Annotated in this window: 24 protein-coding genes; 16 read left to right on the forward strand and 8 right to left on the reverse strand. The window is 66.9% G+C overall.

Translation table 11 applies throughout. The features are described 5' to 3' along the window. Nucleotides 1–122 precede the first annotated feature (122 nt). Nucleotides 123–494 carry an MTH938/NDUFAF3 family protein gene (locus tag O9335_RS03190; RefSeq protein ID WP_298383465.1) on the reverse strand — a complete coding sequence of 124 codons (372 nt, stop codon included), beginning with the start codon at nucleotides 492–494 and terminating at the stop codon, nucleotides 123–125. Between the two features lie 89 nt (nucleotides 495–583). Between O9335_RS03190 and O9335_RS03195 the strand changes: the two genes are divergently transcribed. The 7 genes from O9335_RS03195 to O9335_RS03225 are packed head-to-tail and all read left to right on the forward strand — an operon-like array spanning nucleotide 584 to nucleotide 6,796. Continuing rightward, a complete protein-coding gene (locus tag O9335_RS03195) occupies nucleotides 584–1,816 on the forward strand; it encodes a pyridoxal phosphate-dependent aminotransferase (RefSeq protein ID WP_298383468.1) in 1,233 nt (410 codons plus the stop codon). Further along, entirely contained in the window at nucleotides 1,813–3,129 is a 1,317-nt protein-coding gene (locus O9335_RS03200; protein ID WP_298383471.1) for a homoserine dehydrogenase, read from the forward strand. Before O9335_RS03195 ends, O9335_RS03200 begins: the two co-directional genes overlap by 4 nt. Continuing rightward, nucleotides 3,129–4,613 (forward strand): threonine synthase, encoded by a 1,485-nt coding sequence (thrC, locus tag O9335_RS03205; protein WP_298383473.1) that lies wholly within the window; start codon nucleotides 3,129–3,131, stop codon nucleotides 4,611–4,613. The genes O9335_RS03200 and thrC overlap by 1 nt, the downstream gene beginning before the upstream one ends. Further along, entirely contained in the window at nucleotides 4,597–5,814 is a 1,218-nt protein-coding gene (gene glp, locus O9335_RS03210; RefSeq protein WP_298383476.1) for a gephyrin-like molybdotransferase Glp, read from the forward strand. Before thrC ends, glp begins: the two co-directional genes overlap by 17 nt. Continuing rightward, nucleotides 5,808–6,056, forward strand: coding sequence for a molybdopterin converting factor subunit 1 (gene moaD, locus O9335_RS03215; RefSeq protein ID WP_298383478.1), 249 nt, complete (start codon nucleotides 5,808–5,810; stop codon nucleotides 6,054–6,056). The genes glp and moaD overlap by 7 nt, the downstream gene beginning before the upstream one ends. Before the next feature lie 11 nt (nucleotides 6,057–6,067). Then, nucleotides 6,068–6,460, forward strand: coding sequence for an adenosylmethionine decarboxylase (gene speD / locus O9335_RS03220; protein ID WP_298383480.1), 393 nt, complete (start codon nucleotides 6,068–6,070; stop codon nucleotides 6,458–6,460). 21 nt (nucleotides 6,461–6,481) lie between these two features. Then, nucleotides 6,482–6,796, forward strand: coding sequence for a helix-turn-helix transcriptional regulator (locus O9335_RS03225; RefSeq protein ID WP_298383481.1), 315 nt, complete (start codon nucleotides 6,482–6,484; stop codon nucleotides 6,794–6,796). A 106-nt stretch (nucleotides 6,797–6,902) separates the two neighbouring features. Here O9335_RS03225 and O9335_RS03230 read toward each other — a convergent pair whose 3' ends face one another. From O9335_RS03230 to O9335_RS03255, 6 genes are all read right to left on the reverse strand, one after another. Beyond that, nucleotides 6,903–8,303, reverse strand: a complete 1,401-nt coding sequence (locus O9335_RS03230) for an FAD-dependent oxidoreductase (RefSeq protein ID WP_298383483.1) — start codon at nucleotides 8,301–8,303, stop codon at nucleotides 6,903–6,905. 167 nt (nucleotides 8,304–8,470) lie between these two features. Next, nucleotides 8,471–10,033, reverse strand: coding sequence for a polyamine aminopropyltransferase (locus tag O9335_RS03235; RefSeq protein ID WP_298383485.1), 1,563 nt, complete (start codon nucleotides 10,031–10,033; stop codon nucleotides 8,471–8,473). 89 nt (nucleotides 10,034–10,122) lie between these two features. Beyond that, on the reverse strand, nucleotides 10,123–10,341 hold the full coding sequence (locus tag O9335_RS03240) for a DUF350 domain-containing protein (protein ID WP_298383487.1): 219 nt from the start codon (nucleotides 10,339–10,341) through the stop codon (nucleotides 10,123–10,125). Between the two features lie 27 nt (nucleotides 10,342–10,368). Continuing rightward, entirely contained in the window at nucleotides 10,369–11,928 is a 1,560-nt protein-coding gene (locus O9335_RS03245) for a DUF4178 domain-containing protein (protein WP_298383490.1), read from the reverse strand. A gap of 81 nt (nucleotides 11,929–12,009) precedes the next feature. Next, the gene (locus O9335_RS03250) at nucleotides 12,010–13,062 is read right to left on the reverse strand and encodes an SPFH domain-containing protein (RefSeq protein WP_298383493.1); all 1,053 of its coding nucleotides are present in this window, start codon (nucleotides 13,060–13,062) and stop codon (nucleotides 12,010–12,012) included. 139 nt (nucleotides 13,063–13,201) lie between these two features. Next, a complete protein-coding gene (locus O9335_RS03255) occupies nucleotides 13,202–13,744 on the reverse strand; it encodes a phasin family protein (RefSeq protein ID WP_298383496.1) in 543 nt (180 codons plus the stop codon). A gap of 118 nt (nucleotides 13,745–13,862) precedes the next feature. On the opposite strand from O9335_RS03255, the gene O9335_RS03260 reads away from it, so the two are divergent. The 9 genes from O9335_RS03260 to O9335_RS03300 are packed head-to-tail and all read left to right on the forward strand — an operon-like array spanning nucleotide 13,863 to nucleotide 22,331. Continuing rightward, entirely contained in the window at nucleotides 13,863–14,792 is a 930-nt protein-coding gene (locus O9335_RS03260; protein WP_298383499.1) for a histone deacetylase, read from the forward strand. Further along, nucleotides 14,789–15,487, forward strand: coding sequence for a nitroreductase (locus tag O9335_RS03265; protein ID WP_298383501.1), 699 nt, complete (start codon nucleotides 14,789–14,791; stop codon nucleotides 15,485–15,487). Before O9335_RS03260 ends, O9335_RS03265 begins: the two co-directional genes overlap by 4 nt. Continuing rightward, nucleotides 15,484–18,315: a monovalent cation/H+ antiporter subunit A gene (locus O9335_RS03270; protein ID WP_298383503.1), complete on the forward strand. Its 2,832-nt coding sequence runs from the start codon at nucleotides 15,484–15,486 to the stop codon at nucleotides 18,313–18,315. Before O9335_RS03265 ends, O9335_RS03270 begins: the two co-directional genes overlap by 4 nt. Then, the gene (locus O9335_RS03275) at nucleotides 18,312–18,659 is read left to right on the forward strand and encodes a Na+/H+ antiporter subunit C (RefSeq protein ID WP_367185397.1); all 348 of its coding nucleotides are present in this window, start codon (nucleotides 18,312–18,314) and stop codon (nucleotides 18,657–18,659) included. Before O9335_RS03270 ends, O9335_RS03275 begins: the two co-directional genes overlap by 4 nt. Beyond that, nucleotides 18,656–20,251, forward strand: coding sequence for a monovalent cation/H+ antiporter subunit D (locus O9335_RS03280; RefSeq protein ID WP_298383505.1), 1,596 nt, complete (start codon nucleotides 18,656–18,658; stop codon nucleotides 20,249–20,251). The genes O9335_RS03275 and O9335_RS03280 overlap by 4 nt, the downstream gene beginning before the upstream one ends. Then, a complete protein-coding gene (locus tag O9335_RS03285; protein WP_298383508.1) occupies nucleotides 20,248–20,754 on the forward strand; it encodes a Na+/H+ antiporter subunit E in 507 nt (168 codons plus the stop codon). The genes O9335_RS03280 and O9335_RS03285 overlap by 4 nt, the downstream gene beginning before the upstream one ends. Continuing rightward, a complete protein-coding gene (locus O9335_RS03290; RefSeq protein WP_298383510.1) occupies nucleotides 20,751–21,023 on the forward strand; it encodes a K+/H+ antiporter subunit F in 273 nt (90 codons plus the stop codon). Before O9335_RS03285 ends, O9335_RS03290 begins: the two co-directional genes overlap by 4 nt. 7 nt (nucleotides 21,024–21,030) lie before the next feature. Further along, a complete protein-coding gene (locus O9335_RS03295; protein ID WP_298383512.1) occupies nucleotides 21,031–21,378 on the forward strand; it encodes a Na+/H+ antiporter subunit G in 348 nt (115 codons plus the stop codon). After that, nucleotides 21,375–22,331, forward strand: a complete 957-nt coding sequence (locus tag O9335_RS03300; RefSeq protein WP_298383515.1) for a D-glycerate dehydrogenase — start codon at nucleotides 21,375–21,377, stop codon at nucleotides 22,329–22,331. The genes O9335_RS03295 and O9335_RS03300 overlap by 4 nt, the downstream gene beginning before the upstream one ends. Here O9335_RS03300 and O9335_RS03305 read toward each other — a convergent pair. Beyond that, nucleotides 22,328–23,080 carry a hypothetical protein gene (locus O9335_RS03305; protein WP_298383518.1) on the reverse strand — a complete coding sequence of 251 codons (753 nt, stop codon included), beginning with the start codon at nucleotides 23,078–23,080 and terminating at the stop codon, nucleotides 22,328–22,330. The two genes, O9335_RS03300 and O9335_RS03305, sit on opposite strands and share 4 nt — an antisense overlap. Nucleotides 23,081–23,122 lie beyond the last annotated feature (42 nt).

A 23,122-nucleotide genomic window follows, 5' to 3' on the forward strand; every position in this document is an offset into this window, starting at 1 on the left:
GCTTCTCGTGTTGGGGAACCAGCGCCGGTTGAACCCAGCGCCAGCCCCCGTTGCAGGGGGCGCCTGATCAACCGAACCAGACGCAGTCCGCGATTATACGGGAGCGTCAAGTCTTGCGCGTTTCAGCCCAGGATGAGGGCTGCCAGCACCTTGCGTCCCTCGGACGTCAGCACGCTGTAGGTGCGGCAGGCGGCGGCCACGTCCATCGCGTCCAGGCCGATGCCCGCTCGCATCAGCGACTGTGTGAGCCTAGGCTGCACGTGCTGAAGCCGCGCTCCGGTGCCCAGCAACACCAGCTCGGGTGCGTGCTCCAGCAGGCCCTCGAAGTGCTCGCTTCGTAGCGCCTCGAAACTCGCCACCGGCCAGGGCATCACCGAGCCGATCCAGGGCACCAGCACCGACTGGCGATGGGCTTGGCCGTTGACCCACACGCAGCCGGGCTCGACCCGCGTCAGTTGATTGCCCCCGAGGGCGGTGTCGAGTTGGAACTTCATGAATTCGCAGCCGACGAAGGCTAGAGGGTCTCGTGTGTTGAAATTGGTGCGCCGCACACTATAGAGAGTGCCCTCCCGGAGCCCGTGTCTTGAAACCCCTGCACAAGTCCAGCAAATTGGCCAACGTGGCCTACGACATCCGTGGCCCCGTGCTGGAAAAAGCCCGTCAGATGGAAGACGAGGGCCAGAAGATCATCAAGCTGAACATCGGCAACGTCGCCGCGTTCGGGCTGATGCCGCCCGACGAGATCGTGCAGGACATGATCCGCAACCTGCCCAGCACCGAGGCGGCGGGCTACACCGACAGCAAGGGCCTGTTCGCCCCGCGCCGCGCCATCGTGCACTACACGCAGCAGCAGGGCGTGGCAGGGGTGACGGTGGACGACGTCTACTTGGGCAACGGCGCGTCGGAGTTGGTGCAGATGGCCGTGATGGCCCTGCTCAACGATGGGGACCAACTGCTGATCCCCTCGCCCGACTTCCCGCTGTACACCGCGGTCACCGGCTTGGCCGGCGGCGTGCCCGTGCACTACCGCTGCGACGAGAGCGAGGGCTGGCTGCCGGATCTGGACGACATCCGCGCCAAGATCACGCCGCGCACCCGTGGCATCGTCGTCATCAACCCAAACAACCCCACGGGCGCTCTCTACCCGAACGAGACCCTGCTCGGCATCATCGACATCGCGCGCGAGCACGGCCTGGTCATCCTGGCCGACGAGATCTACGACAAGACCCTGTTCGACGGCGTCAAGCACACGGCCATGGCCTCGCTGGCCGACGACGTGCTGTTCGTGACCTTCAACGGCCTGTCGAAGAACTACCGCAGCTGTGGCTACCGCGCCGGCTGGATGGTGGTGAGTGGCGCCAAGCGCGACGCCAAGGACTACATCGAAGGCCTGAACATGCTGGCCTCGCTGCGCCTGTGCGCCAACACGCCCGGTCAGCTGGCCATCCAGACGGCCTTGGGCGGCTACCAAAGCATCAACGACCTGGTGGCGCCCGGCGGGCGCTTGACCCGCCAGCGCGACCGGGCCTACGAGCTCATCACCGCCATCCCGGGCGTGAGCTGCGTCAAGCCCAAGGCGGCGCTGTACATGTTCCCCAGGCTGGACCCCAAGGTCTACCCCATCGCCGACGACCAGCAGTTCGCCTACGAGCTGCTGGCCGAAGAGAAGGTGCTGATCGTGCAAGGCACCGGCTTCAACTACCCCACGCCCGACCACTTCCGGTTGGTGTTCCTGCCCCATGTGGACGATCTGGAAGAGGCCATCGGCCGCATCGCCCGATTCCTCGCTGGCTACCGAAAGAAACACGCGTCATGAAACCCATCAAAGTTGGCCTGCTGGGCTTTGGCACCGTCGGCGGCGGCACCTACCAAGTGTTGACGCGCAACCAAGAAGAAATCAGCCGCCGCGCCGGTCGTCGCATTGAGGTCGCCGCCGTGTGCCGGCGCGATCTGGCCGCGGCGCGCGCCCAGGTGGGCGAGGGCGTGCGCGTGGTCGCCGATCCGATGGAGATCATTCGCGACCCCGACATCGACATCGTGGTCGAACTCATCGGTGGTGAGGGCGTGGCGCGCGAGGTGGTGATGGCGGCCATCGCCGCGGGCAAGCACGTGGTGACCGCCAACAAGGCCCTGCTCGCGGTGCATGGCAACGAGGTCTTCTCGTCGGCCCGCGACAAGGGCGTGATGGTGGCCTTCGAGGCCGCCGTGGCCGGGGGCATTCCCATCATCAAGGCCCTGCGCGAAAGCCTGGCGGGCAACCGCATCGAGTGGGTGGCCGGCATCATCAACGGCACCACCAACTTCATCCTGAGCGAGATGCGGGCCAAGGGCCTGGACTTCGCCACCGTGCTGAAGGAAGCTCAACGCCTGGGCTACGCCGAGGCCGACCCGACCTTCGACATCGAGGGTGTGGACGCGGCGCACAAGCTCACCATCCTGAGCGCGATCGCCTTCGGCATCCCGGTGCAGTTCGCCAAGGCGCACGTCGAGGGCATCAGCCAGTTGCAGGCGGTGGACATCAAGTACGCCGAGCAACTCGGCTACCGCATCAAGCTCTTGGGCATCACGCGCCGCCGCAATGAATTGGGCGGCATCGAGCTGCGCGTGCACCCGACCCTGGTGCCGACGCAGCGCTTGATCGCCAACGTCGAAGGCGCGATGAACGCCGTCATGGTGCAGGGCGATGCCGTGGGCACCACGCTGTACTACGGCAAGGGCGCCGGCGCCGAACCCACCGCCTCCAGCGTGGTGGCCGACATCGTCGATGTGACCCGCCTGGCCACGGCCGACCCCGACCACCGCGTGCCCCACCTGGCCTTCCAGCCCGACCAGATGCAGGGCACGCCCATCTTGCCCATGGACGGGGTGCGCACCGCCTACTACCTGCGCTTGCGTGTGGCCGACGAAACCGGCGTTCTCTCACGCATCACCACCATCCTGGCCGAGAACGACATCAGCATCGACGCCGTGCTGCAGCGTGAAAGCCTGGAGGGCGAGCGCCAGACCGACCTGATCATCCTGACCCACGTGACCGTTGAAGAACGCATGAACCGCGCCCAAGAGTTCATGCAAAGCCTGCCCTCGGTGCTGGCGCCCATCGCCCGCATCCGCAAGGAAGAGTTGGCCTGATGAAGTACGTTTCCACCCGCGGCGGCGGCCTACAGAAGCGCTTCTGCGACATCCTGCTCGAAGGCCTGGCCGACGACGGTGGCCTCTACCTGCCCACGCACTACCCGCAGGTCGATGCGGCCACCTTGGCGCGCTGGCGGACCTTGAGCTACGCCGAGTTGGCGTTCGAGATCCTGTCGCTCTACATCGACGACATCCCGGCCGAGGACCTGCGCCGCTTGACGGCCCAGACCTACCGCGCCGAGGTCTTCGGCGGCCGGCCCGAGATCACCCCGCTGCACACCCTGGAGCCGGGTTTGCACCTGCAAGAGCTGTCCAACGGGCCCACACTGGCCTTCAAGGACATGGCCATGCAGTTGCTGGGCGCCCTGTTCGAGTACGAACTGGGTCGCCGCGGCGAAGCGCTCAACATCCTGGGCGCGACCAGCGGCGACACCGGCAGCGCCGCCGAGTACGCGATGCGCGGCCGTGCCGGTGTGCGCGTGTTCATGCTCAGCCCGCACGGCCGCATGAGCGCCTTCCAGCAGGCGCAGATGTTCAGCTTGCAAGACGCGAACATCCACAACCTCGCGGTGCGCGGCGTGTTCGACGACTGCCAGGACATCGTCAAGGCGGTGTCGAACGACTTGGCGTTCAAGAAGAGCCGTCGCATCGGCACGGTCAACAGCATCAACTGGGCGCGCTTGTTGGCCCAGGTCGTGTACTACTTCGCCGGCTACTTCCAGGCCACGAAAGACGCCCCCGGTCTCCGCTCCGCTTCGCCACCCCCCGAGGGGGCCACGCCGGCTTGGGGCGGCCCGGCGCCGGCGGCCAACGATCTGCCCCGCGTGAGCTTCACCGTGCCCAGTGGCAACTTCGGCAACGTGTGCGCCGGCCACGTGGCGCGCCAGATGGGCCTGCCGATCGCGCAGTTGGTGGTGGCCACCAACGAGAACGATGTGCTGGACGAGTTCTTCCGCACCGGTCGCTACGCGCCGCGCGGCGCGGCGCAAACCCACGCGACCAGCAGCCCGAGCATGGACATCAGCAAGGCCAGCAACTTCGAGCGCTTCATCGCCGACCTGTTCGGCCGCGACGGTGCGCGGGTTCATTCGGCCTTCACGTCCCCTTCGTTTGAGCTGAGTGCGGCTGAGAAGGCCGAGGTCGAGGGGCGCTACGCCTTCGCCTCGGGCCGCAGCAGCCACGCCGATCGCCTGACCACCATTCGCACCTGCCAGCAGCGCTACGGGCGCCTGATCGACCCGCACACGGCCGACGGCTTGAAGGTGGCGCTGGAGCGCCGGCAAGCCGGCGTGCCCATGATCGTGTTGGAGACGGCGCTGCCGGCCAAGTTCGCCGAGACCTTGCGAGAGGCCACGGGGCAAGAGCCCCCGCGCCTGGCGGGCCTGGAGGGCATCGAAGCCCTGCCCAAGCGCGTGACCGTGATCGACAACGACGTGCAGGCGGTGCGCACTTTCATCGACGCCCATGTTGACCCGCGCTGAGGCGCTGCAGCGCTTGCTGGCCGGCGTGACGCCGGTCTCCGAGGTCGAGACCCTTCCCACGGCGCAATGCCTGGGCCGCGTGCTGGCGGCCGAGGTGGTGGCCACGCTGGACGTCCCGCCCGCCGACAACAGCGCCATGGATGGCTATGCGCTGCGTGCGGCCGATGCAGGGGGCGAATGGCCTGTGAGTCAGCGCGTGCCAGCCGGCCACTGGCCAGGGCCTTTGGCGCCTGGCACTGTGGCGCGGGTCTTCACCGGCGCGACGCTTCCCCCTGGCGCCGATGTTGTGGTCATGCAAGAGCACTGCCCCACGCGCACCGACGAGGCCGGGCGGGTCTGGGTGCGGGTGCCGGCCGAGCTTCGCGCTGGCCAGCACATCCGCCGCCGTGGCGAGGACATTCAAGCCGGCGCCCCCCTGCTGCCAGCCGGCACCCGACTCAACGCCGCGGCCTTGGGCTTGGCGGCCTCGGTGGGTTTGGCGGGCTTGAGCGTGCGCCGTCGTCTGCGGGTGGCCTTGTTTTCCACGGGCGACGAATTGGTGATGCCGGGCGAGCCTTTGCCGCCTGGGGCCATTTACAACAGCAATCGGTTCACTTTGCGGGCCTTGCTGGAGGGGCTGGGCGCTGAGGTTCAAGACCTCGGTCTTGTTCCCGACCGCTTGGAGGCCACGCAAGCGGCCTTGCAGCACGCGGCCGCCCAGGCCGACGTGATCGTCACCAGCGGGGGGGTGTCGGTGGGCGAAGAAGACCACGTCAAGCCCGCCGTGCAGGCCCTGGGTCGCCTGGACCTGTGGCAAGTGGCCATCAAGCCGGGCAAGCCCTTCGCCCACGGCGCCGTGCGGCGCGCCGACGGCACCGAGACCGTGTTCGTGGGCTTGCCGGGCAATCCGGTTTCCAGCTTCATCACCTTCCTTGTCTTGGCCCGCCCGCTGCTTCTGGCTTGCATGGGGGCGCGGTCCGCCGCGCCCACCCGTCTGCGCTGGCCCGCTGGCTTCGCTTGGCCCAAGGCCGACCCCAAGCGAGAGGAGTTCTTGCGCGTGCGTTTGGAAAGCGACGGCCGCCTGGGCCTGCATCCCAACCAGGGGTCGGGGGTGCTCAGCAGCCTGGCGTTTTCGGATGCCTTGGCCGTGCTGGCGCCCGGGCAGACGGTGCAGTCGGGCGATACGCTCGACGCTTGGCTGTTGACGGAACTGACGTGCTGACCCTTAAGTACTTCGCTCGCTTGCGCGAGCAACTGGGCGCTCAAGAAGAGCGCCCTTGCGTGCCCGGACAAAGCCTGGGCCAGCTGCGCGACGCCCTGATCGCGCAAGGGGGCGCGCACGCCGAAGCCTTGAGCCGCGCTCATTTCCTGCGTTGCGCAGTCAACCAACAGATGGCCGACGAATCGGCACTGCTGCACGACGGCGACGAGGTGGCGTTTTTTCCCCCGGTGACGGGCGGCTGAGGGCGCGCACGATGCAGGGCCTGCACCTGTGCGCCGACTTGCGCGGCTGCGATCCCGAGGCCGCTTGGATGACCGAGGTGGACGCCTTGCGCGCCTTGTGCGTGCCCGCAGTTCAGGCCGTCGGCCTCACGGCCGTGGCCGAGCGCTTCCATGGCTTCAGCCCCGAAGCGCCGGGTCAAGCCGCCGGGGTGACCGGGGTGGTGCTGCTGGCCGAAAGCCACTTGGCGGTGCACACCTGGCCCGAAAGCGGCGACGTCAGCGTGGATGTCTACGTGTGCAACCGCGGGCAGGACAACGGCGACAAGGCCCGTGCGCTGCTGGAGCGCCTGCTGGTGACGATGGCGCCCCGCACGCACCAGGTCCAGGCCGTGCAACGCGGCGCCACAATCGGTTCAAGCTCTTGAACCTTTGAAGGACCGCTGCCGATGCCCCAAGGCCCCGCGCTGGAACAGTTGGCTCAGGTGTTTGCCGACTGCAAGCCCTTGTTCTTCGCCTTGGCCGAAACGCCGCGGCAACAGATCATGCTGCTGCTGACGGAGCACCACGAGATGAACGTGGGGCAGTTGGCCGATCGCCTGCCGCTGTCGCGCCCGGCCATTTCGCATCACCTGAAGATCCTTCGACAAGCCGGCTTGTTGGAGGTGCGCCAGCAGGGCACGGAAAACTACCACCGGCTGACCGCCGAGCCCGCCCTGGCCCTGATCGAGCGCTGGGTGCTGGGTCAACGGGCCTTGGGTTGATTCGGAGGTTGGGTGTCGCAGCGGCGAATGCAGCAGGTGGTGCGACCGGTTGGGTGTCAATCGCTCGGCCCCGGCACATGCCGACACCGGTGAGTCAGCCCGTCGCTCAACCGATCAGGGCCTCGGCCGCTTGCCAGCCGGCATAGAACGCCTCTTCGAACACGGAATAGCCGGCCAAATCGGCGTGGGCGAAGCGCACACGGCCACCCGACTGGCGCAGCGCCGCCAAGGCGCCTTGGGCGACTTCGCGGCGCACGCCGGGGCGGGGCACGGCCATCGCATGTCCCCAGCGTGTCAGGCGCACGGCTTGCAGGTGCTCGGGAAGGTCGGGGTGTGTGGGGCGAAGCGTGTCGATCACGCGCTGGGCCCATGTTCGGGCGCTGTCCTGCAGGAGCCGGGCGCGTTCGGCGGCGGGCAAGGCCCAGTACAGGGTCAGCACCTGCGGGCCAGGGCGCGGGTCGAGGGTTTGGTGACGAGCGTTCACGTAGCCCAGGGTCGGGCTGTCGCGCATCACGTTGTCCCAGGCTGGAGGCGCGCCCAGGCGGTTGGACAAGGGGGCGCTCAGCGCGAGGTTGGCCACCAGCCAGGGCGCGCGTGCCAGTTGGACGCTCTTGAGCGCTGCATGCGGTCCGCGCAGCAGCCGCTGGGCGACGAACAAGGGTACGGCCATCACCAGGTGCCGGGCGTGCCAGGTCTCGGCGCCGTCCGGGCCCAACACCTGGGCGATCACGCCATGGCGTTCTTCGTCCACCCGCCAGACCAGCCGTTGCAGGTGGATGGCACCGGCCAGTGGCGCGCTCAGGCCCCGTACCAGCCACGCATTGCCGTCGGGCGCGGTCAGCACGGGGGGCTGGGAGGCTTGGGGGTCGTCATCATCGCCAGGGTCGCCGGGCACATGAAAGCCGTGGCGACTCGCGAAGTACTGCAGCCCGGCCCAGGCAGAGACCTCGTCGGCACCGGCGCCGTAATCGTCGCGGCAACAGTAGTCCAGATACCAGCGCAAACCAGGATCCAGCAAACTTTGCGCGCTCAACCAAACGGAAAAGGTCGTGGCGTCCAAGCTGGCATGCATCGCCTGGAATGGGGCGCGATGCGTGGGCAAGACAAAGCCTTGACGCATCGCCTCGCGCACTTGTGCCGCGAACAATCGGTATTCCGCGCGGGTCTTGCTATCACCGGGGATGGGTAGCAGGCCGGCGTGCCAAGCCCCCTGGTCGTACAGGCGTTCGGCTGGCGCATGGACCTGCCAAGCCTCCCGCGCCTGCCAGCCGCCCAGCCCCCGCTCGGCTGCGCCCAATTCGATCAGCAAATCTTGCAACTCCGGCAATGACGAACCGGGTTGCGGCAGGTAGTGCGCGCCCAGGGGACAAGGCTGGCCTTGGACCACGCCGCCCTGCGCATTGCCACCGGCCTGGAGGTCCCACTCCAGCACCGCCACGTCGATGCCACGACGCCGCATCTGGCGTGCCGCCGTGAGTCCAGCCACACCCGCACCCACGACCAGCACTTGCGTGCGCCGCGATCGTCCTGCCTGGACGGACGGGGCGCTGCGGAGCGCATGGGCGCGTGCGGGATCGGGACCCAGCCATGACGCGTCGAGCTCCGCAGGTGCCGGAGCACAGCCAGCCATCGCCGCCAACGAGGGCCAGGGCAAGGCGAGGAAGGGGCGTCGCCTCAATGCACCGCGCCCCACTCGCGCAAGAAGTGCTGCACCAGCACCGGGTCAGAGGCCCGATTCACCCCGCCAGGAACCCGTGACATGTCGGGCGGGAAGCTCATCAGCAAGGGCAGCGTTTCCGGCGTCAGGAAACGCAAGCCCGGCGGAAGCTTGGTGGGAGACTGCCAAGCCCGACGCCCGGCGATGACGAAGCCCCACTCCCCAAAACTCGGCACGTTGGCGTGGTAGGCCGTGGTTTGCAGGCCGACAGCCTCCAGGGTGTCGACCACCGTCCAATAGCTGTGGCGCGCAATGAGCGGTGACGTGGCCTGAACGACCAGGAAGCCACCGGCATTCAAGTGCTCGAGCACGCGCTGGTAGAACGTGGTGGAGTACAGCTTGGCAATCTGGTGGTTGCTGGGGTCAGGGAAGTCCGCGATCACCACGTCGTAGCCCCCCGGCTGCGGTTGTTCCGCGAGCCAAGCATGGGCGTCGGCGTGCACCACGCGCACCTTGGGGTGCCGCAGGGCGTTGCCATTCAGGCGCGAGAGTTGCGGACTTTGTGCCAAACGCGTGACCTGTTCGTCGAGCTCCACCAAGGTGATGCTCTCGATCCCGGGGTATCGCAGCAACTCGCGGACGGCCAGGCCATCGCCGCCCCCCAAAACCAACACCCGTTTCGGCGCGCCGTGGCCAGCCATGGCGGGATGCACCAGGGCCTCGTGATAGCGGTATTCGTCGCGCTCGTGAAACTGCAGATTGCCATTGAGGAACAGCTTCACCCCGGTGTGGCCCTCTGTCACCACGACGCGCTGGTAGGGGCTGCTCTGTCGCAACACGATCGATTCGCCGTAGTACCGCTGCTCGGCCCACAGGGTCAGACGTTCGGCACCTGCCCAGGCGGCGATCAACAGGCCCAACGCCGCGACACAAGCCAGCGCATGGGCCCGCCACGCGCGCAACTGGTGCCGAAACATCCACAGCGCCCAGAGCGCGACCGCCCAGTTCAGCAGCCCGAAGAACAACCCGGTGCGCACCAAGCCCAAGTGGGGCACCAGCAGCAACGGAAAGGCCACTGCCACGAGCAGTGCGCCCAGGTAGTCGAAGGTCATCACCTGGCTGACCAATTCGCGCAGGCTCGCTCGTTCGCCTTGGGCATGGTCCTTCAAGATGCGCATCACCAGGGGAATCTCGAGCCCCACCAAGGTGCCCACCAGCAACACCAAGCCGTACAGCAGCACACGAAAGCTGGTGTCGGCTCCTGGTGGCAGCACGCTGTGTGCCGCGAACAACCCCATGGGCAGCAACCCGCCCACCAGCGCCACCATCAACTCGATGCGCAGGAACTGGGCGATCAACTGGCGCTGGACGTAGCGGCTGAGGAAGGAGCCGATGCCCGAGGCGAACAAGTACGCCCCGATGATGGTGCTGAATTGAAGCACCGAGTCACCCAGCAAGTAGGACGCCAGGGCGCCTGCGGCCAACTCGTACGCCAAACCGCACGCGGCGATGAAGAAGGCGCTCGTGAGCAGCAGGACCTCCGCATGGGAGGCTTTGCTGGAGGAGGGAGTCGGTTCCATGAGTCGAAAGTGGGCCTCAGGGCGTACCCGAGCAGCCTCAGTTCACCGCGCAGGCGGCGGGGACGGAGGGTGAGGCTTGGTGGCGGGAGCTAGTGGATCGCGGCCGCGACGATCAGGCCGATCGCGATGCCTTTGGCAGCCACGACGATCGCCAGCGCCAGGTTGCGGTGTTCCACGATCTCTTCCCACAGTTTGTAGGGAGAGATCTTGTCCACGATGATGAAGCTGATCCAGAAGATCAAGACGCCGAGCAGCGCGTACAGGGTGGTGCCGCCGATGGCCAGCAGGCTCATCCATTCAGGTTTCATGGTGGATTTCTCCTTGAAGTCGATGGGTCATTTGTGGCCTCCGCCCCAACTGCCGCCACTGCCTCCAGAGCCCGAGTAGCCGCCGCTTCGACGTTGGTTGGCCAAACAGCTCTGGTACTCGGCGCTCTGGGGACCGAAAGTTTGCTTGGTGCTCTCGCAGGGTTCATCGCTGCACGCCTTCATCAGCCCTACGATCAGCAGGGCTAAGACCACAAACACGATGAGCCCCTTGAGGGTCTCGCCTCCGCCGCTCAGCGGTGAGGCGTCGCGCTGGATTTGCTTTTGCTGCTGTGGGTTCAAGCCAAAGGCCTGGGCCACCTCGCTCGCGTCCATGGCGCGCCCCAGGCTCCAGGTGACTTCCTGATCGCTGCGTTCGCAGCTCAGGAACTGGTCGCCGCGGCGGTAGTCGGCCACGTCGGTGAGTTCGTCGCGTCGCACCCGCCAGAAGAACTCGCCCAGCACATGCGTCGTGACGGCTTGATAGCGTTCGTGCAGGTTGAACTGCTGCCCTTGCCATTGCACGCCGGCCCCCACTGGGCTGGGGGCCCCGGTGAGCACGGAGACCACGCTCCAGCCCTCATCGCTGTCCACCAGAAAGGCGAAGCCGCGCAGTCGGTTGTAGAGCAGGTATTCGCGCCAGAAGTACTGCTCGTCGTCGCCCCGGGTGCAGCGCTCCAGGAAGCCGACGACCTGCCACGGTTCGCGGGCCCCGCCTTTGATCAGCGCCAGCTTGCCGGTGCGGCCCAGTGGGATGGGCGGCTCCATGCCGATGGCCTGCTCGTGGTGGCGCAGGGCCTGACCCGGCCCGCCCGAGAGATCGACCACCGCCTGGCACTGCCCGCAGGTCACCGACAGGGCTTGGTTGAGATGCGGCTGGATGGCCGACCCGCAACTTGGGCAGGACAAGCTTCGACCCGCCCACTGGGCGACTGACTCGTCGCGCAGGTTGACCAGCTTCAGATCGGCCAGCTCCACGGGCCGACCCACGCTCCAGCGTGGTGCTTCACCGTCGCAGTACTCCAAGGATCCGACCGAGTCGCGGCTGGAGCGCAGCTCGGCCACGAACACGGCCTGCCCCAGCTTGGGCGCTTGGGGCAGTTCGCCCTCGGCGGCGTGAAGGGTCGCAGCGGTCAGTGCCGCCACCCGATAGCCCTCGCCGTCCACCACTTGCTGGGCGCCCAGCTTCAGCTCGGTCTGGGCGGGAGGTTGCGCCAGCGGCAGCGGCCAGCTCAGCACGAAGCGGCCGTTGTCCTCGCTCAGCCAGGCGGATTTGCCCGATGCGTCAAAGAAGGCGTGCCACTCGCTCCAACAGCCGCCTTCGTAGGCCAGCTGGACGCGACCCAGCGCGGTGAACGGGGCACCCTGCCAGCTGCCTTGGGTGCCGATTTGCAGCGGCGAGTAGTCGGCGAAGAGCTCGGCGCTTTCACCGGTGCGCAGCAGGGTCTCGCCGTCGCGCAGCAAAGTGCTGCGGCAAAAGCTGCACACGGCGCTCGCACTGTGCGCCGAGGCGAACTCGACGGGCGCGCCGCAGTTGGGACAGGCGGCGCGCCAACGCCGTTGCGTTGGCGCGGGCGTTTCGTCAGCCAAAGCTCAATGCCCGTTGGGGTGCGCCTCCGCGCGGGGCGCCTGCGCCAGGGCGGACGGCCTCGGCGCGGCGGGGTCCCGTTGTCACAGCTTGGAGAGGAGCTCGGCCTTTTTGGTGGCGAACTCTTCGTCGCTGAGGATGCCTTTGGACTTCAGGTCGCCCAGCTTTTCGATCAGGGCGATCACATCCTCGGCTTTGACCGCCGCGGGTGCCGCTGCTGCCGAGGCGGCAGCCTGCACGGCCGGGTTCACACCGGCCAAGCCCGCTTGCATCTGTTGCGCCAGCACCTGCCCCATGGCCACACCGGCCCCCAGGCCCATGGCGTCGCCCATGACGCCGCTGCCGCCACCGTTGGCCACGCCCTCGGCCATCTTGGGGATGGCCTGGGCGGTTTGGTACTGCATGAACTGGCCCATGTTGTTGCCGATCATGCCCATGCCGATCTTCTGGTCGAGGATCTTTTGCAGTTCCTCGGGCAGGGACACCGATTGCACCGTCACGGCTTCGAGCTTCAAGCCCAAAGCCTCGAAGGCTGGACCGGTGGCTGCCTCCATGGCCTTGGCGAACTCGATCTGGTTCGCGGCCAGGTCCAGGAAGGGGATGCCCGATTGCGCGATGCCGTCGGAGATGTGCTGCAGCATCACGCCGCGCAACTGGCCGTCCAGGTCGGTGACGGTGTAGTTGTCGCGCGTGCCGCTGATCTCGGTGTGGAACTTCTTCGGGTCGACGATGCGGTAGGCGTAGTTGCCGAAGGCGCGCAGGCGCACCGCGCCGAAGTCCTTGTCGCGGATGGTGATCGGCTGCGCCGTGCCCCAGCGCTGGTCGATCTGTTGGCGCGTGCTGAAGAAGTAAACGTCGCTCTTGAACGGGCTCTCGAAGAGCTTGTCCCAGTTCTTCAGGTAGGTGAGCACCGGCAGGGTTTGGGTCGTCAGCTTGTGCGTGCCGGGTCCGAAGACGTCGGCCACCTTGCCCTCGTTGACGAAGACGGCCATTTGGCTTTCCCGCACGACGAGCTGGCCGCCGTACTGGATTTCGAAATCCTTCATGGGGTAGCGCCAGGCCAGCGTGCCGTCGCCGGACTCCGTCCACTGCAGGATGTCGATGAACTGTTTCTTGATGAAATCCATCAGGCCCATGGTGCTTTCCTTTGATGCACAACGCCGTCAAGCGACGGCGGTTGCAGTATCCCCAAAAGCGGGACACAAAAAAGCCCACCGGCTTGCGCTGGTGGGCCAAGTCGGCGCCCCGAAGGGGCCCCGAGGAGACGACCGTGAATCAGGCCGCGCGTTTGGCGGTCTTGGTGGTCTTGGTGGTCGTGGCGTTCAGCGTCTGGAAGTTGGACTCGGCCACTTCAGCCACTTGCTTGGCGGCCTTTTGGGCCGACTCGAACGCGTTGTTGGCGGCGGCCAGCGTGCTCTTGGCCAAAGCGACGACGTTTTCGGTGCCGGCCGGTGCGTTCTTGGCCAGGTTGTCCACCAGGCCGTCGAACTTGGACTTGACGTCACCCAGTTGGGCCTCGACCAGCTTGCCCAGTTCGGCGCTGGTGTTCAGGCCGATGTCGGCCACGTGGCGACCATAGGCAGCCAGCTTTTCGCCGCTGGGTTGCAGCAGGCCCGTTTGCAGGGCGATCAGTTCTTGGGCGTCCTTCACCGACAGCAGGGCGGCCGTGGTTTCGGCGGCTTCGGTCAGCGAGGTCTTGGCCACTTGCAGGTTCAACTCGGCCAGCTTTTCGGCGCCGCTGAACGCGGTGGCGCCGAAGGTGAAGGCGGCTTGGGCGTAGGACTTTTGGGCGGCAAGGAATTGCTCGGGCGTCATCATGGCAGGCTCCTGGTTGAGTGTGGTGGGCAGTGTTTTGTGCACTGCAGCATGAGGCGAAGTATAGGCAGCGCTGGCGCAAACGCAAGCACTTTTTTGCACTGCAACAATTCATTCACACATGCAAGTTCATCACTTCGACGCCCAGCCCTTGGTGGTGCCGCCGGGCCACCGCTTCCCGCACCACAAGTACCGGGCTTTGCTGGAGCGTTTGCAAGGCGAGCCGGACTTGCGCTTGAAGCAGGCGCCGGCTGCTGGGTGGAGCGACATCGAGCGCGTGCACGAGCCCGGCTATGTGGCGCGGGTGCGCGACGGGGGGCTGAGCGCGGCAGAGCAGCGGGAGATTGGCTTCCCCTGGAACCCGGACATGCCGGTACGGGCCCAGCACTCCGTGGGGGCGACGCTCGCGGCGACACAGGTTGCGTTGGAGGAGGGCGTGGGCCTGAACCTGGGTGGCGGCACCCACCACGCGCGAGCCGATGCGGGCGGTGGCTTTTGTGTGTTCAACGATGTGGCCGTGGCGGCACGCTGGCTGCAGGCCTCGGCCCGTGCCGAGCGGGTGCTGGTGATCGATCTGGACGTCCATCAAGGCAATGGCACCGCTGCCGTGTTCGCCAACGACCCGCGGGTGTTCACGCTGAGCCTGCACGGCGAGAAAAACTTCCCCTTCCGCAAGGTGGCCAGCAGCCTGGACGTGGACTTGCCCGACGACTGCGGCGATGCCGCCTATCTGGCCGCATTGGACGCGGCGCTGGCCGCCGTGGCGGCTCGATTCGATGGGCCGCAGTTCGCGTTCTATCTGGCGGGCGCCGACCCGCACGAGGGCGATCGTCTGGGGCGGCTGCGCCTGAGCTCAGGGGCCATGGCCGTGCGCGATGCCCGCGTGTTCGATTGGTTGTGGGCGCGCCGCGTGCCGGTGACCGTGGTCATGGCCGGGGGTTACCCGACCGATTTGGAACGCATGCTGGACGTGCAGGTGAACACCGTCCGCTTGGCGCGGGGGCTTTGGTCCCGATGGAACAATGCCGGCCACTTTCCGGAGACTCCATGACGGCGACGCCCCCTTCGATGAGTGTGTTCGACGCGCTGCACGCCCGGCATTCGGTGCGCGCTTTCCTGCCCACGCCGGTTCCGCGGGACACGATCGAGGCCATCTTGGCCGATGCGGCCACGGCGCCGTCGGGCACCAACATCCAGCCCTGGCGGGTGCGGGTGCTGACGGGCGACGCGCTGAGGCGCGTGGTGGACGGCGCCCTGGCCATCCACAACGACCCGATTCAGGCCACCAAGTTGGAGGCCGAGTATTCCTACTACCCGCTGGAGTGGGTGTCACCGTTCGTGGATCGACGCCGCAAGGTGGGCTGGGACATGTACGGCCTGCTGGGCATCGGCAAGGCCGACAAGGACAAGATGCACGCCCAGCACGGGCGCAATTACTGCTTCTTTGATGCCCCGGTCGGCTTGATCTTCACCGTGGACCGTGTGCTGACTCAAGGCGCTTGGGTGGACTACGGCATGTTCCTGCAATCCTTGATGCTGGCGGCCAAGGCCCGCGGCCTGGACACTTGCCCGCAAGCGGCCTGGATCCATTACCACCGGCAGTTGTCGGCGTGGTTGGACTTTGCCCCCAATGAAATGCTGGTTTGCGGCATGGCTTTGGGCCATGCCGACCCCGATGCGGTGGTGAACCGCTTGCGCACCGAGCGCGCGCCCGTGGCCGGCTTTACCACCTTCATCGAAGCATGAGCGGGCTCGCGTGGGTGGCTTTGCTGCCGCTGTTGGTGGGCAGCCCGCTGTGCTTTGCGCTTGGCGCACGCAACACGGCCGCGCGCCGCGCGGCTGCTGCGGTGGCGGCCGCCCTCACGGCGCTGGTGAGCCTGGGCCTGCTCCTGGTCCAAGCCGATGGCGTGCTGGCGGGGCATGTGGTGCTGACGCAGGCGGAGTGGGTGCCTGCCATCGGTCTGAATGCCAGCTTCCGGCTGGATGCGCTGAGCCTGATGTTCGCTGCGCTGATCGCCGGCATGGGGGTGCTGGTGGTCATGTATGCCGCCTTCTACTTGCACCAGGACGATCCAGCAGGCAAGTTCTTCGGCACGCTAATGTTGTTCATGGCAGCGATGTTGGGCATCGTGTTGTCCGACAACCTGCTGCTCTTGCTCGTGTTTTGGGAGCTCACCAGCATCTCCAGCTTCTTGCTGATTGGCTACTGGGGCGGCCGGGAAGAGTCTCGCCAAGGCGCCCGCATGGCCTTGGCCATCACCGGCGGAGGCGGGCTGGTCATGTTGGCCGGCATCGTGCTGTTGGGGCAGGTCGGTGGCAGCTTCGAGTTGTCGGTGCTGTTGAGCAAAGGCGCCGAGATCCAGGCGCACCCTTTGTACCCTGTGATCTTGGGCTTGATCCTCGTCGGGTGCTTCACCAAGAGCGCTCAGATGCCCTTCCACTTCTGGCTTCCCGAGGCCATGGCGGCGCCCACCCCAGTGTCCGCCTACCTGCACTCGGCCACCATGGTGAAGGCCGGGCTGTTCATGCTGATGCGAACCTACCCCATCTTGGGTGGCACGCCGCTGTTTGAAGGCGTGGTGGGCAGCGTGGGGCTGGCAACGATGGTGTTCGCGGCCTTCGTGGCCGTGTTCAAGCACGACCTGAAGGGCCTGCTGGCCTACTCCACCATCAGCCATTTGGGTCTGATCACCTTCCTGATCGGCTTGGCGTCGCCGCTGTCCATGGTGGCGGCGGTTTTCCATGTCTTGAACCACGCCTGCTTCAAGGCAGCCTTGTTCATGAGCGCGGGCATCGTGGACCACGAGACTGGGACGCGCGACCTTCGCAAGCTCGGCGGTCTGATGGCGGCACTGCCCATCGTCGGAACCTTGGTGTTGTTGGCGTCGGCGGCGATGGCGGGTCTGCCGCCGTTCAACGGCTTCATCAGCAAGGAAATGATGCTGCACGAGGCCGTGCACGCCACGCTGTGGGGCGGCGCTCATGTGTGGGTGGTGGTGGCTGCGACGCTGGGCGGTCTGTTTTCGGCGGCGTATTCCTTGCGTCTGGTTCACGACTGTTTCTTCAATGGCCCGGCGCGTGGTCTGCCACAGCCGCAACCGCACGAACCCCCCTGGGGCATGAAGGCGCCGGTCGTGTTGCTGGTGGCGGCATGCCTGTTGGTCGGTTTGGCGCCGATGGTCCTGTTGGGTGACGTGGTTCGGGGTGTGTCGCAGGCGGCGCTGGGGGCGGCACCGCCGCCGTTCGAACTGGCTTTGTGGCACGGGGCTAACACGCCTTTGTTGCTGAGCGCGCTGGCAGTGGTCGGCGGAGCCCTGCTTTACGCGTGGCTGATGCGGGGTCGGCGCCTTCACCGTTACGAACCCACCGGTCGCGGCGGCAAGCGGCTGTTTCATTCGGCGATGGACGCGCTGTTGGCCGGCGCCGGTCGGGGCAGCCACGCGCTGGAGAACGGCTCGCTGCAGCGCTACCTGGCCTGGATGGTGGCTGCGGCCATCGTGGTGGCCGCGGTGCCCTTTTTGGGGGCGGCGCCAGGACCCACGGCGGGCGATCGAGCTTTGATTGCAGCGCCCGCCTTGGCGGTGGGCGTGTGGGTGGCACTGGTGGTGATGGCCGTGACCCTGGTTGTGCTGCACCGCCATCGGTTTGTGGCCACGGTGCTCGCGGGCGGGGTGGGTTTGGTGACATCGCTCACCTTCCTGGCGTTTTCGGCACCCGACTTGGCGCTGACCCAGCTGTCGGTGGATGTGGCGTCGACCGCTCTGTTGTTGATGGGCTTGGCCTTGCTGCCGGCACAAAGCCCGCGCGAATCGGCCTCTTGGCGCCGGTGGCGCGATGCGGCATTGGCCGTCACCGGCGGCGCAGGCGTGGCCTGGCTGACTTGGCTGGCCTTGACCAGCAACCACGACTCGATCGCTTGGTACTTTCTGGAAAAGAGCCTGCCCGAGGGCGGCGGTACCAACGCGGTGAATGTGATCTTGGTCGACTTCCGCGGGTACGACACCTTCGGCGAAATCACAGTGCTGGGCATTGCCGGTGTCGGTGTGCTGGCCCTGCTCGACGGCTGGCGCACCCGGCGCCCGGCCACCGATGCGCAGGGGCGCGCCTGGAGCTTTTCCACCGTGCCCCTGATGCTGCGCGTCGTGGCGCGATTGGTGTTGCCCATCGCCTTGGTGGTTTCCGCTTACATCTACTGGCGGGGTCACAACTTGCCAGGAGGGGGCTTTATCGCGGGCTTGGTCACAGCCGTTGCGCTGGTGTTGCAGTCGATGGCCCTGGGCCATCAGCGGGCCGATGCATTGCTGCATGGCGAGGGTGGCCGCCGTTTCACGCGGTGGATCGGGGCGGGATTGGCCATCGCGGGGCTCACGGGCGTGGGTGCCATGCTGCTGGGGCATCCCTTCTTGACCAGTGCTTTCGGCCACCCAGTCGTCCCGGTGCTGGGCGAATTGCCGCTGGCGAGTGCGGCCTTGTTTGACTTGGGTGTTTACTTGACGGTGGTCGGGGCCACGATGTTGATGATGTCGGCGCTGGCCAGCGCCAGCAAGGGCACGGCGCGGGAGGCGCACGCATGATCTCCATGGAAATGCTGGTGGCCAGTGGCATCGGCTTGGTGACCGCCTGCGGCTTGTACCTGTTGCTGCGCGGGCGCAGCTTCAGCGTGGTGCTGGGCTTGACCTTGCTGGGCTACGCGGTGAATGTGTTCATTTTTGCGATGGGGCGCTTGTGGCGTGGCGCTCCACCGGTGATTTCGGGCTCAGGGCCGTATGCCGACCCGCTGCCGCAGGCTCTGGTCCTCACGGCCATCGTGATCGGTTTTGCCACCACGGGCTTCGTCATCGAACTGGCCTTGCGCAGCCGGCATGACAACGGCAGCGATCACGTGGACGGCGAGGAGCCGGCGGGAGATCGTTCGTGAACTGGGACCTCTTGGCGCATTTGCCAGTGCTTCCGGTGCTCGTGCCGGCGGCCGCGGGCATCTTGCTGCTGCTGCTCGGCGACCATGGCGGCGACCCCGCCCACGGTCACCCTCACCTGGTTCGGGCGCGGCGCGTCGGCCTCGCGGCGGTGTCCATCACTTTGGCGCTGGCCGTGCTGTCGGTGCAGCAGGCGGACACCGGCCGCTTGCTGGTCTACAAAGTGGGGGAATGGCCCGCGCCCTATGGCATTGCGCTGGTGTTGGACCGGCTGTCGGCGTTGATGTTGCTGCTCACAGCCTTGGTGGCCCTGCCGGTGCTTTGGTATGCGCGAGGAGGGTGGGACGCGCACGGGCGCCACTTCCATGCCTTGTTTCTCTTCCAGTTGATGGGCTTGAACGGTGCTTTTGTCACCGGCGACTTGTTCAACCTGTTCGTGTTCTTTGAAGTGCTGCTCATCGCGTCCTACGTGCTGATGCTGCACGGCCAAGGCCGCGAGCGCCTGCGCGTGGGTCTGCACTACGTGGTGCTCAACTTGGCGGCCTCGGCCTTGTTCCTGGTGGGGGTGGCCTTGGTCTATGCCAAGACGGGCACCCTCAATCTGGCCGACCTGGCGATGCGCGTGCCGCAAGTCGCTGGTCCCGATGCCGCCTTGGTTCAAGCGGGCGCGTGGCTGTTGCTGGTGGTCTTTGGATTCAAGGCCGCCTTGCTGCCCTTGTCCCTGTGGTTGCCTGCCACGTACGCGGCCAGCAGCGCGCCCGTGGCCGCGCTGTTCGCGATCATGACCAAGGTGGGTGTGTACGCCATCGTGCGCGTGCATGGCGTGGTGTTCGGTCCCAGCGGTGGCGAGTCGGCGATGGTGGTCGAACCCTTGCTGCTGCCCCTGGCCTTGGGCACGGGGGTGCTGGGGGTGATGGGCGCTTTGGGCGCGCCCACCTTGCAGCGCATGGTGGCTTGGCTCACGGTGGCCTCGGTGGGCACGGTGTTGGTCGCCATCGGGCTCTACAACACGGCCGCTTGGAGCGCGGCCTTTTACTACTTGGTCAACAGCACCTTGGTGGTGGCCGCCTTGTTCTTGCTGGCGGAATTGGTGTCGGCGCAGCGCGGGCAGGCGGCGGGTCAACTCGTTCCGGCGGGCAGCGTCGCGCAACCCACCTTGTTGGGCCTGCTCATGCTGCTGGCGGCGGCTTCGGCGGCGGGACTGCCTCCGCTGCCGGGCTTCATCGGCAAGATCATGGTGCTGGAAGCGGCGTCGACGCACCCTTGGCAGGCAGGCATCTGGACGGTGATTTTGGCGGCTGGCTTCTTCACTCTGGTGGGGCTGGCCCGCGCGGGCAGCATCTTGTTCTGGCATGTGCGTGAGGACGTTCCCAACGCCCAGGCGGGGGCCAGCCCCTCCTTGATGGCCGCGATGCTGAGCCTGCTGGCCTTGAGCGTGGCCATGAGCGTTTGGGCGGCTCCGTTGCAGCGTTACACCCATGCGGCCGCTGTGCAGTTGCAGGACACCGCCGCCTACGCCAACGCCGTGCTGGGCCCGGAGAAAGGCGTCAGCACACGCCCGTACCGATTTGATCCTCCGGAGGCCAGGCCATGAGCCCCTCGCGTCGCCCCTGGTGGCCCCACCCTTGGTTGTCGGGTCTGCTGTTGGTCGTGTGGCTGGTGCTGCAGCACAGCGTGGCACCGGCCCATGTGCTCAGCGGCTTGGCCATGGCGTGGGGCCTGCCGTGGTGTCTGGTGGGTTTTCTGGGAGCTGCGTCCAAGCCCCGCCGTTGGGGTCTCATCCTGCGTTTCGCGGCGCTGGTGCTGTGGGACATCGTGGTGTCCAACCTCGTCGTGGCCCGCATCGTGCTCAATCCTTGGTCGCGTCCCCAGCCGGCGTGGGTGCCCGTGCCGGTCGAGCTCAAAGACCCGCTGGCGCGCACCCTGCTCGCCAGCATCATCACCACCACCCCAGGCACGGTGTCCTGCGTGATGCAGGAGGAAGGCGGCATCCTGGTGCACGCGCTGGACTGTCGCGATCCAGCAGCGCTGGCCCGTGACATCCAGCAACGCTATGAAGCGCCGCTGCGGATCATCTTTGAAGGAGCGTCGGCATGATCTTGTCCTTCGCCTTGAACTTCGCCACGGGCGCCGTGGGCTTGGCTCTGTTGCTTTGCGTGTGGCGTTTGGTGCGCGGCCCCGAGTTGACCGACCGCGTTTTGGCCTTGGACACGATGTACGTCAACCTTGTGGCCCTGGTGGTGCTGCAGGGGCTGCGGGAAGGCGCCAGCGTTTACTTCGAAGCGGCGCTGCTGATCGCGTTGCTGGGTTTTGTTTCCACCGTGGCTTTGGCGCGATTCATCGCCCGCGGTGACATCGTTGAGTGAGGCATCCATGACCCCCTGGCACGAGCTTCATGCGTTTTGGCAATGGGCCATGGCGGTCGCCTTGATGGTGGGCGGCCTGTTCGCTGTGGTGGGCGCGGTCGGTCTGCTGCGCTTCCCCGACTTCTTCATGCGCCTTCACGCCCCGACCAAGGCCACCACGCTGGGGGTTGGCGGCGTGTTGGTGGCCGCGCTGCTGCTGCGCATGGCACGTGGCGAGTGGGCCGTGCCTGAATTGCTGATCACCTTGTTCCTTTTCGTCACTGCACCCGTCTCGGCCAACCTGCTGGCCCAAGCGGCCATGCACCTGCGGGCGCGGTCCGAGGCCGGTCCGCCCCCCAACGACAACGAACGATGAGGCAGCCCCGCCTGCTGGTGGCGCGGCGTCTGTTTGGCGATCTGCTCGAGCCGCTGCGGGCCCACTACCGGCTGGACGTGCACGACAGCGATGTGCCGCTGTCACCGGCAGCCCTGACCGCGCGCCTGCAGGGCTGCTGGGGCCTGCTGGCCTCGGGCACCGAGCGCGTGGACGCCCAACTGCTGGCCGCCTGCCCGGATTTGCGGGCCGTGTCGCTGGTGACGGTGGGTTTCAACAACCTGGACCTGCCGGCCTGCCAAGCTCGCGGCTTGCTGCTCAGCAACGCCCCGGGGGTGCTGACCGAGGCCACCGCCGATTTCGGCCTGGCTCTGCTGCTGGCCGCGGCCCGGCGGGTGGGGGAGGGCGAGCGCTTCGTGCGTGCGGGGCAATGGCAGGGCTGGGCGATTGACCAATTCGCCGGCGCACCCGTGGCGGGGACGACCCTGGGCGTTGTCGGCCTGGGGCGCATCGGGGCTGCCATCGCCCGGCGGGCGCACCACGGCTTTGGCATGCGCATCGTCTACAGCCAGCGTCGCGCCTCGCCCGAAGCGGTCGCGCTCCAGGCGCAGCACCTGCCCCTGACGGACTTGCTGCGGCTGGCCGACCATGTCGTCGTGATGGTGCCCTACGGGCCGGACACCCATCACCTCATCGGTGCTGCTGAACTGGCCTTGATGAAGCCCAGTGCCACCCTGGTCAACTTGGCCCGCGGCGGTGTGGTGGACGATGTCGCGCTGGCGTCGGCCTTGCAGAGTGGCCGGTTGGCCGCAGCGGGGCTGGACGTGTTCGAGGGCGAGCCCGCCGTGCACCCGCACCTGTTGGCCTGCCCGAACGCCGTGCTCACGCCGCACATCGCCAGCAGCACCTTGCCCACCCGCCGCGCCATGGTGCAGTTGGCGGTGGACAACCTGCTGGCCTGGGCCGAGGGCCGCCCCGGCCCCAGCCCGATTTAGGACGCCAGCTCGAGCTGCAGTTGGCGGCTCTGCTTGCCCTTTTCCCCCGCTCCCTCGCCGCTGGACTGGCTGTTGCGACGCACCGCCACCAAGCGTTCGCCGACCACGGTGTAGTGCGTTTCCTCCGTGGCGCTCATCTCGAAGCTGATGACCATCATGGCGCGGCCGGACATGGTTTGCGTCTGTCGCGCTGCCAACGGTGTTCCGTCGGCGCCCACCCAAACCTCCAGCACGTTGCTGAACTTCTTGGCGTATTTGTTGGGCTCGCGCAGTGGTACATCAAAGCTCACCACCCGCGCCGCTTGGCCTTGCCAGGTGTCGGTCCGTTCGTTTTTGAAGGTGCTGCGGTTGAGCGTGCGCAGCAGGTCATCGGCGGCCCGGGTCATCTGCCGCACGTCTTGATGGTCGAGGCTGGACAGACCCGTGACCGTCGGCGTCTTGGCCTTGGGGTTCGCGTCCTTGGCCGCGTCTTCCTGCTGAGCTCTCATGAGCAGGGGCTGCGGGTAGAGCAGTCGCAAGCCTTGGGGGCTGTCGTCGAAGGCGACCTGCGCGGCACCGTGGTCGACGCGGGCATCGTCTTTGCCTTCGTTTTGGCGGCTTTCGCTCTTGATGCTGACTTGCCCCTTGATGGGCGTTTGCCCTTGCAGCCGGTTCAGCGCGGACTTCAAGTCGCGGACGGCATCGGCGTGGGCCCAAGGGCTGACGACCAGCAAGCCGGCCAGGGTGAGGGTGCGCAGGGGGATGAACATGTCGGCGTCGTTCAGGAGGGGTGGACCTTGGAATTGTGGCGA

The organism is Inhella sp. (assembly GCF_027532025.1).
Taxonomy (GTDB): Bacteria; Pseudomonadota; Gammaproteobacteria; order Burkholderiales; family Burkholderiaceae_C; genus Inhella.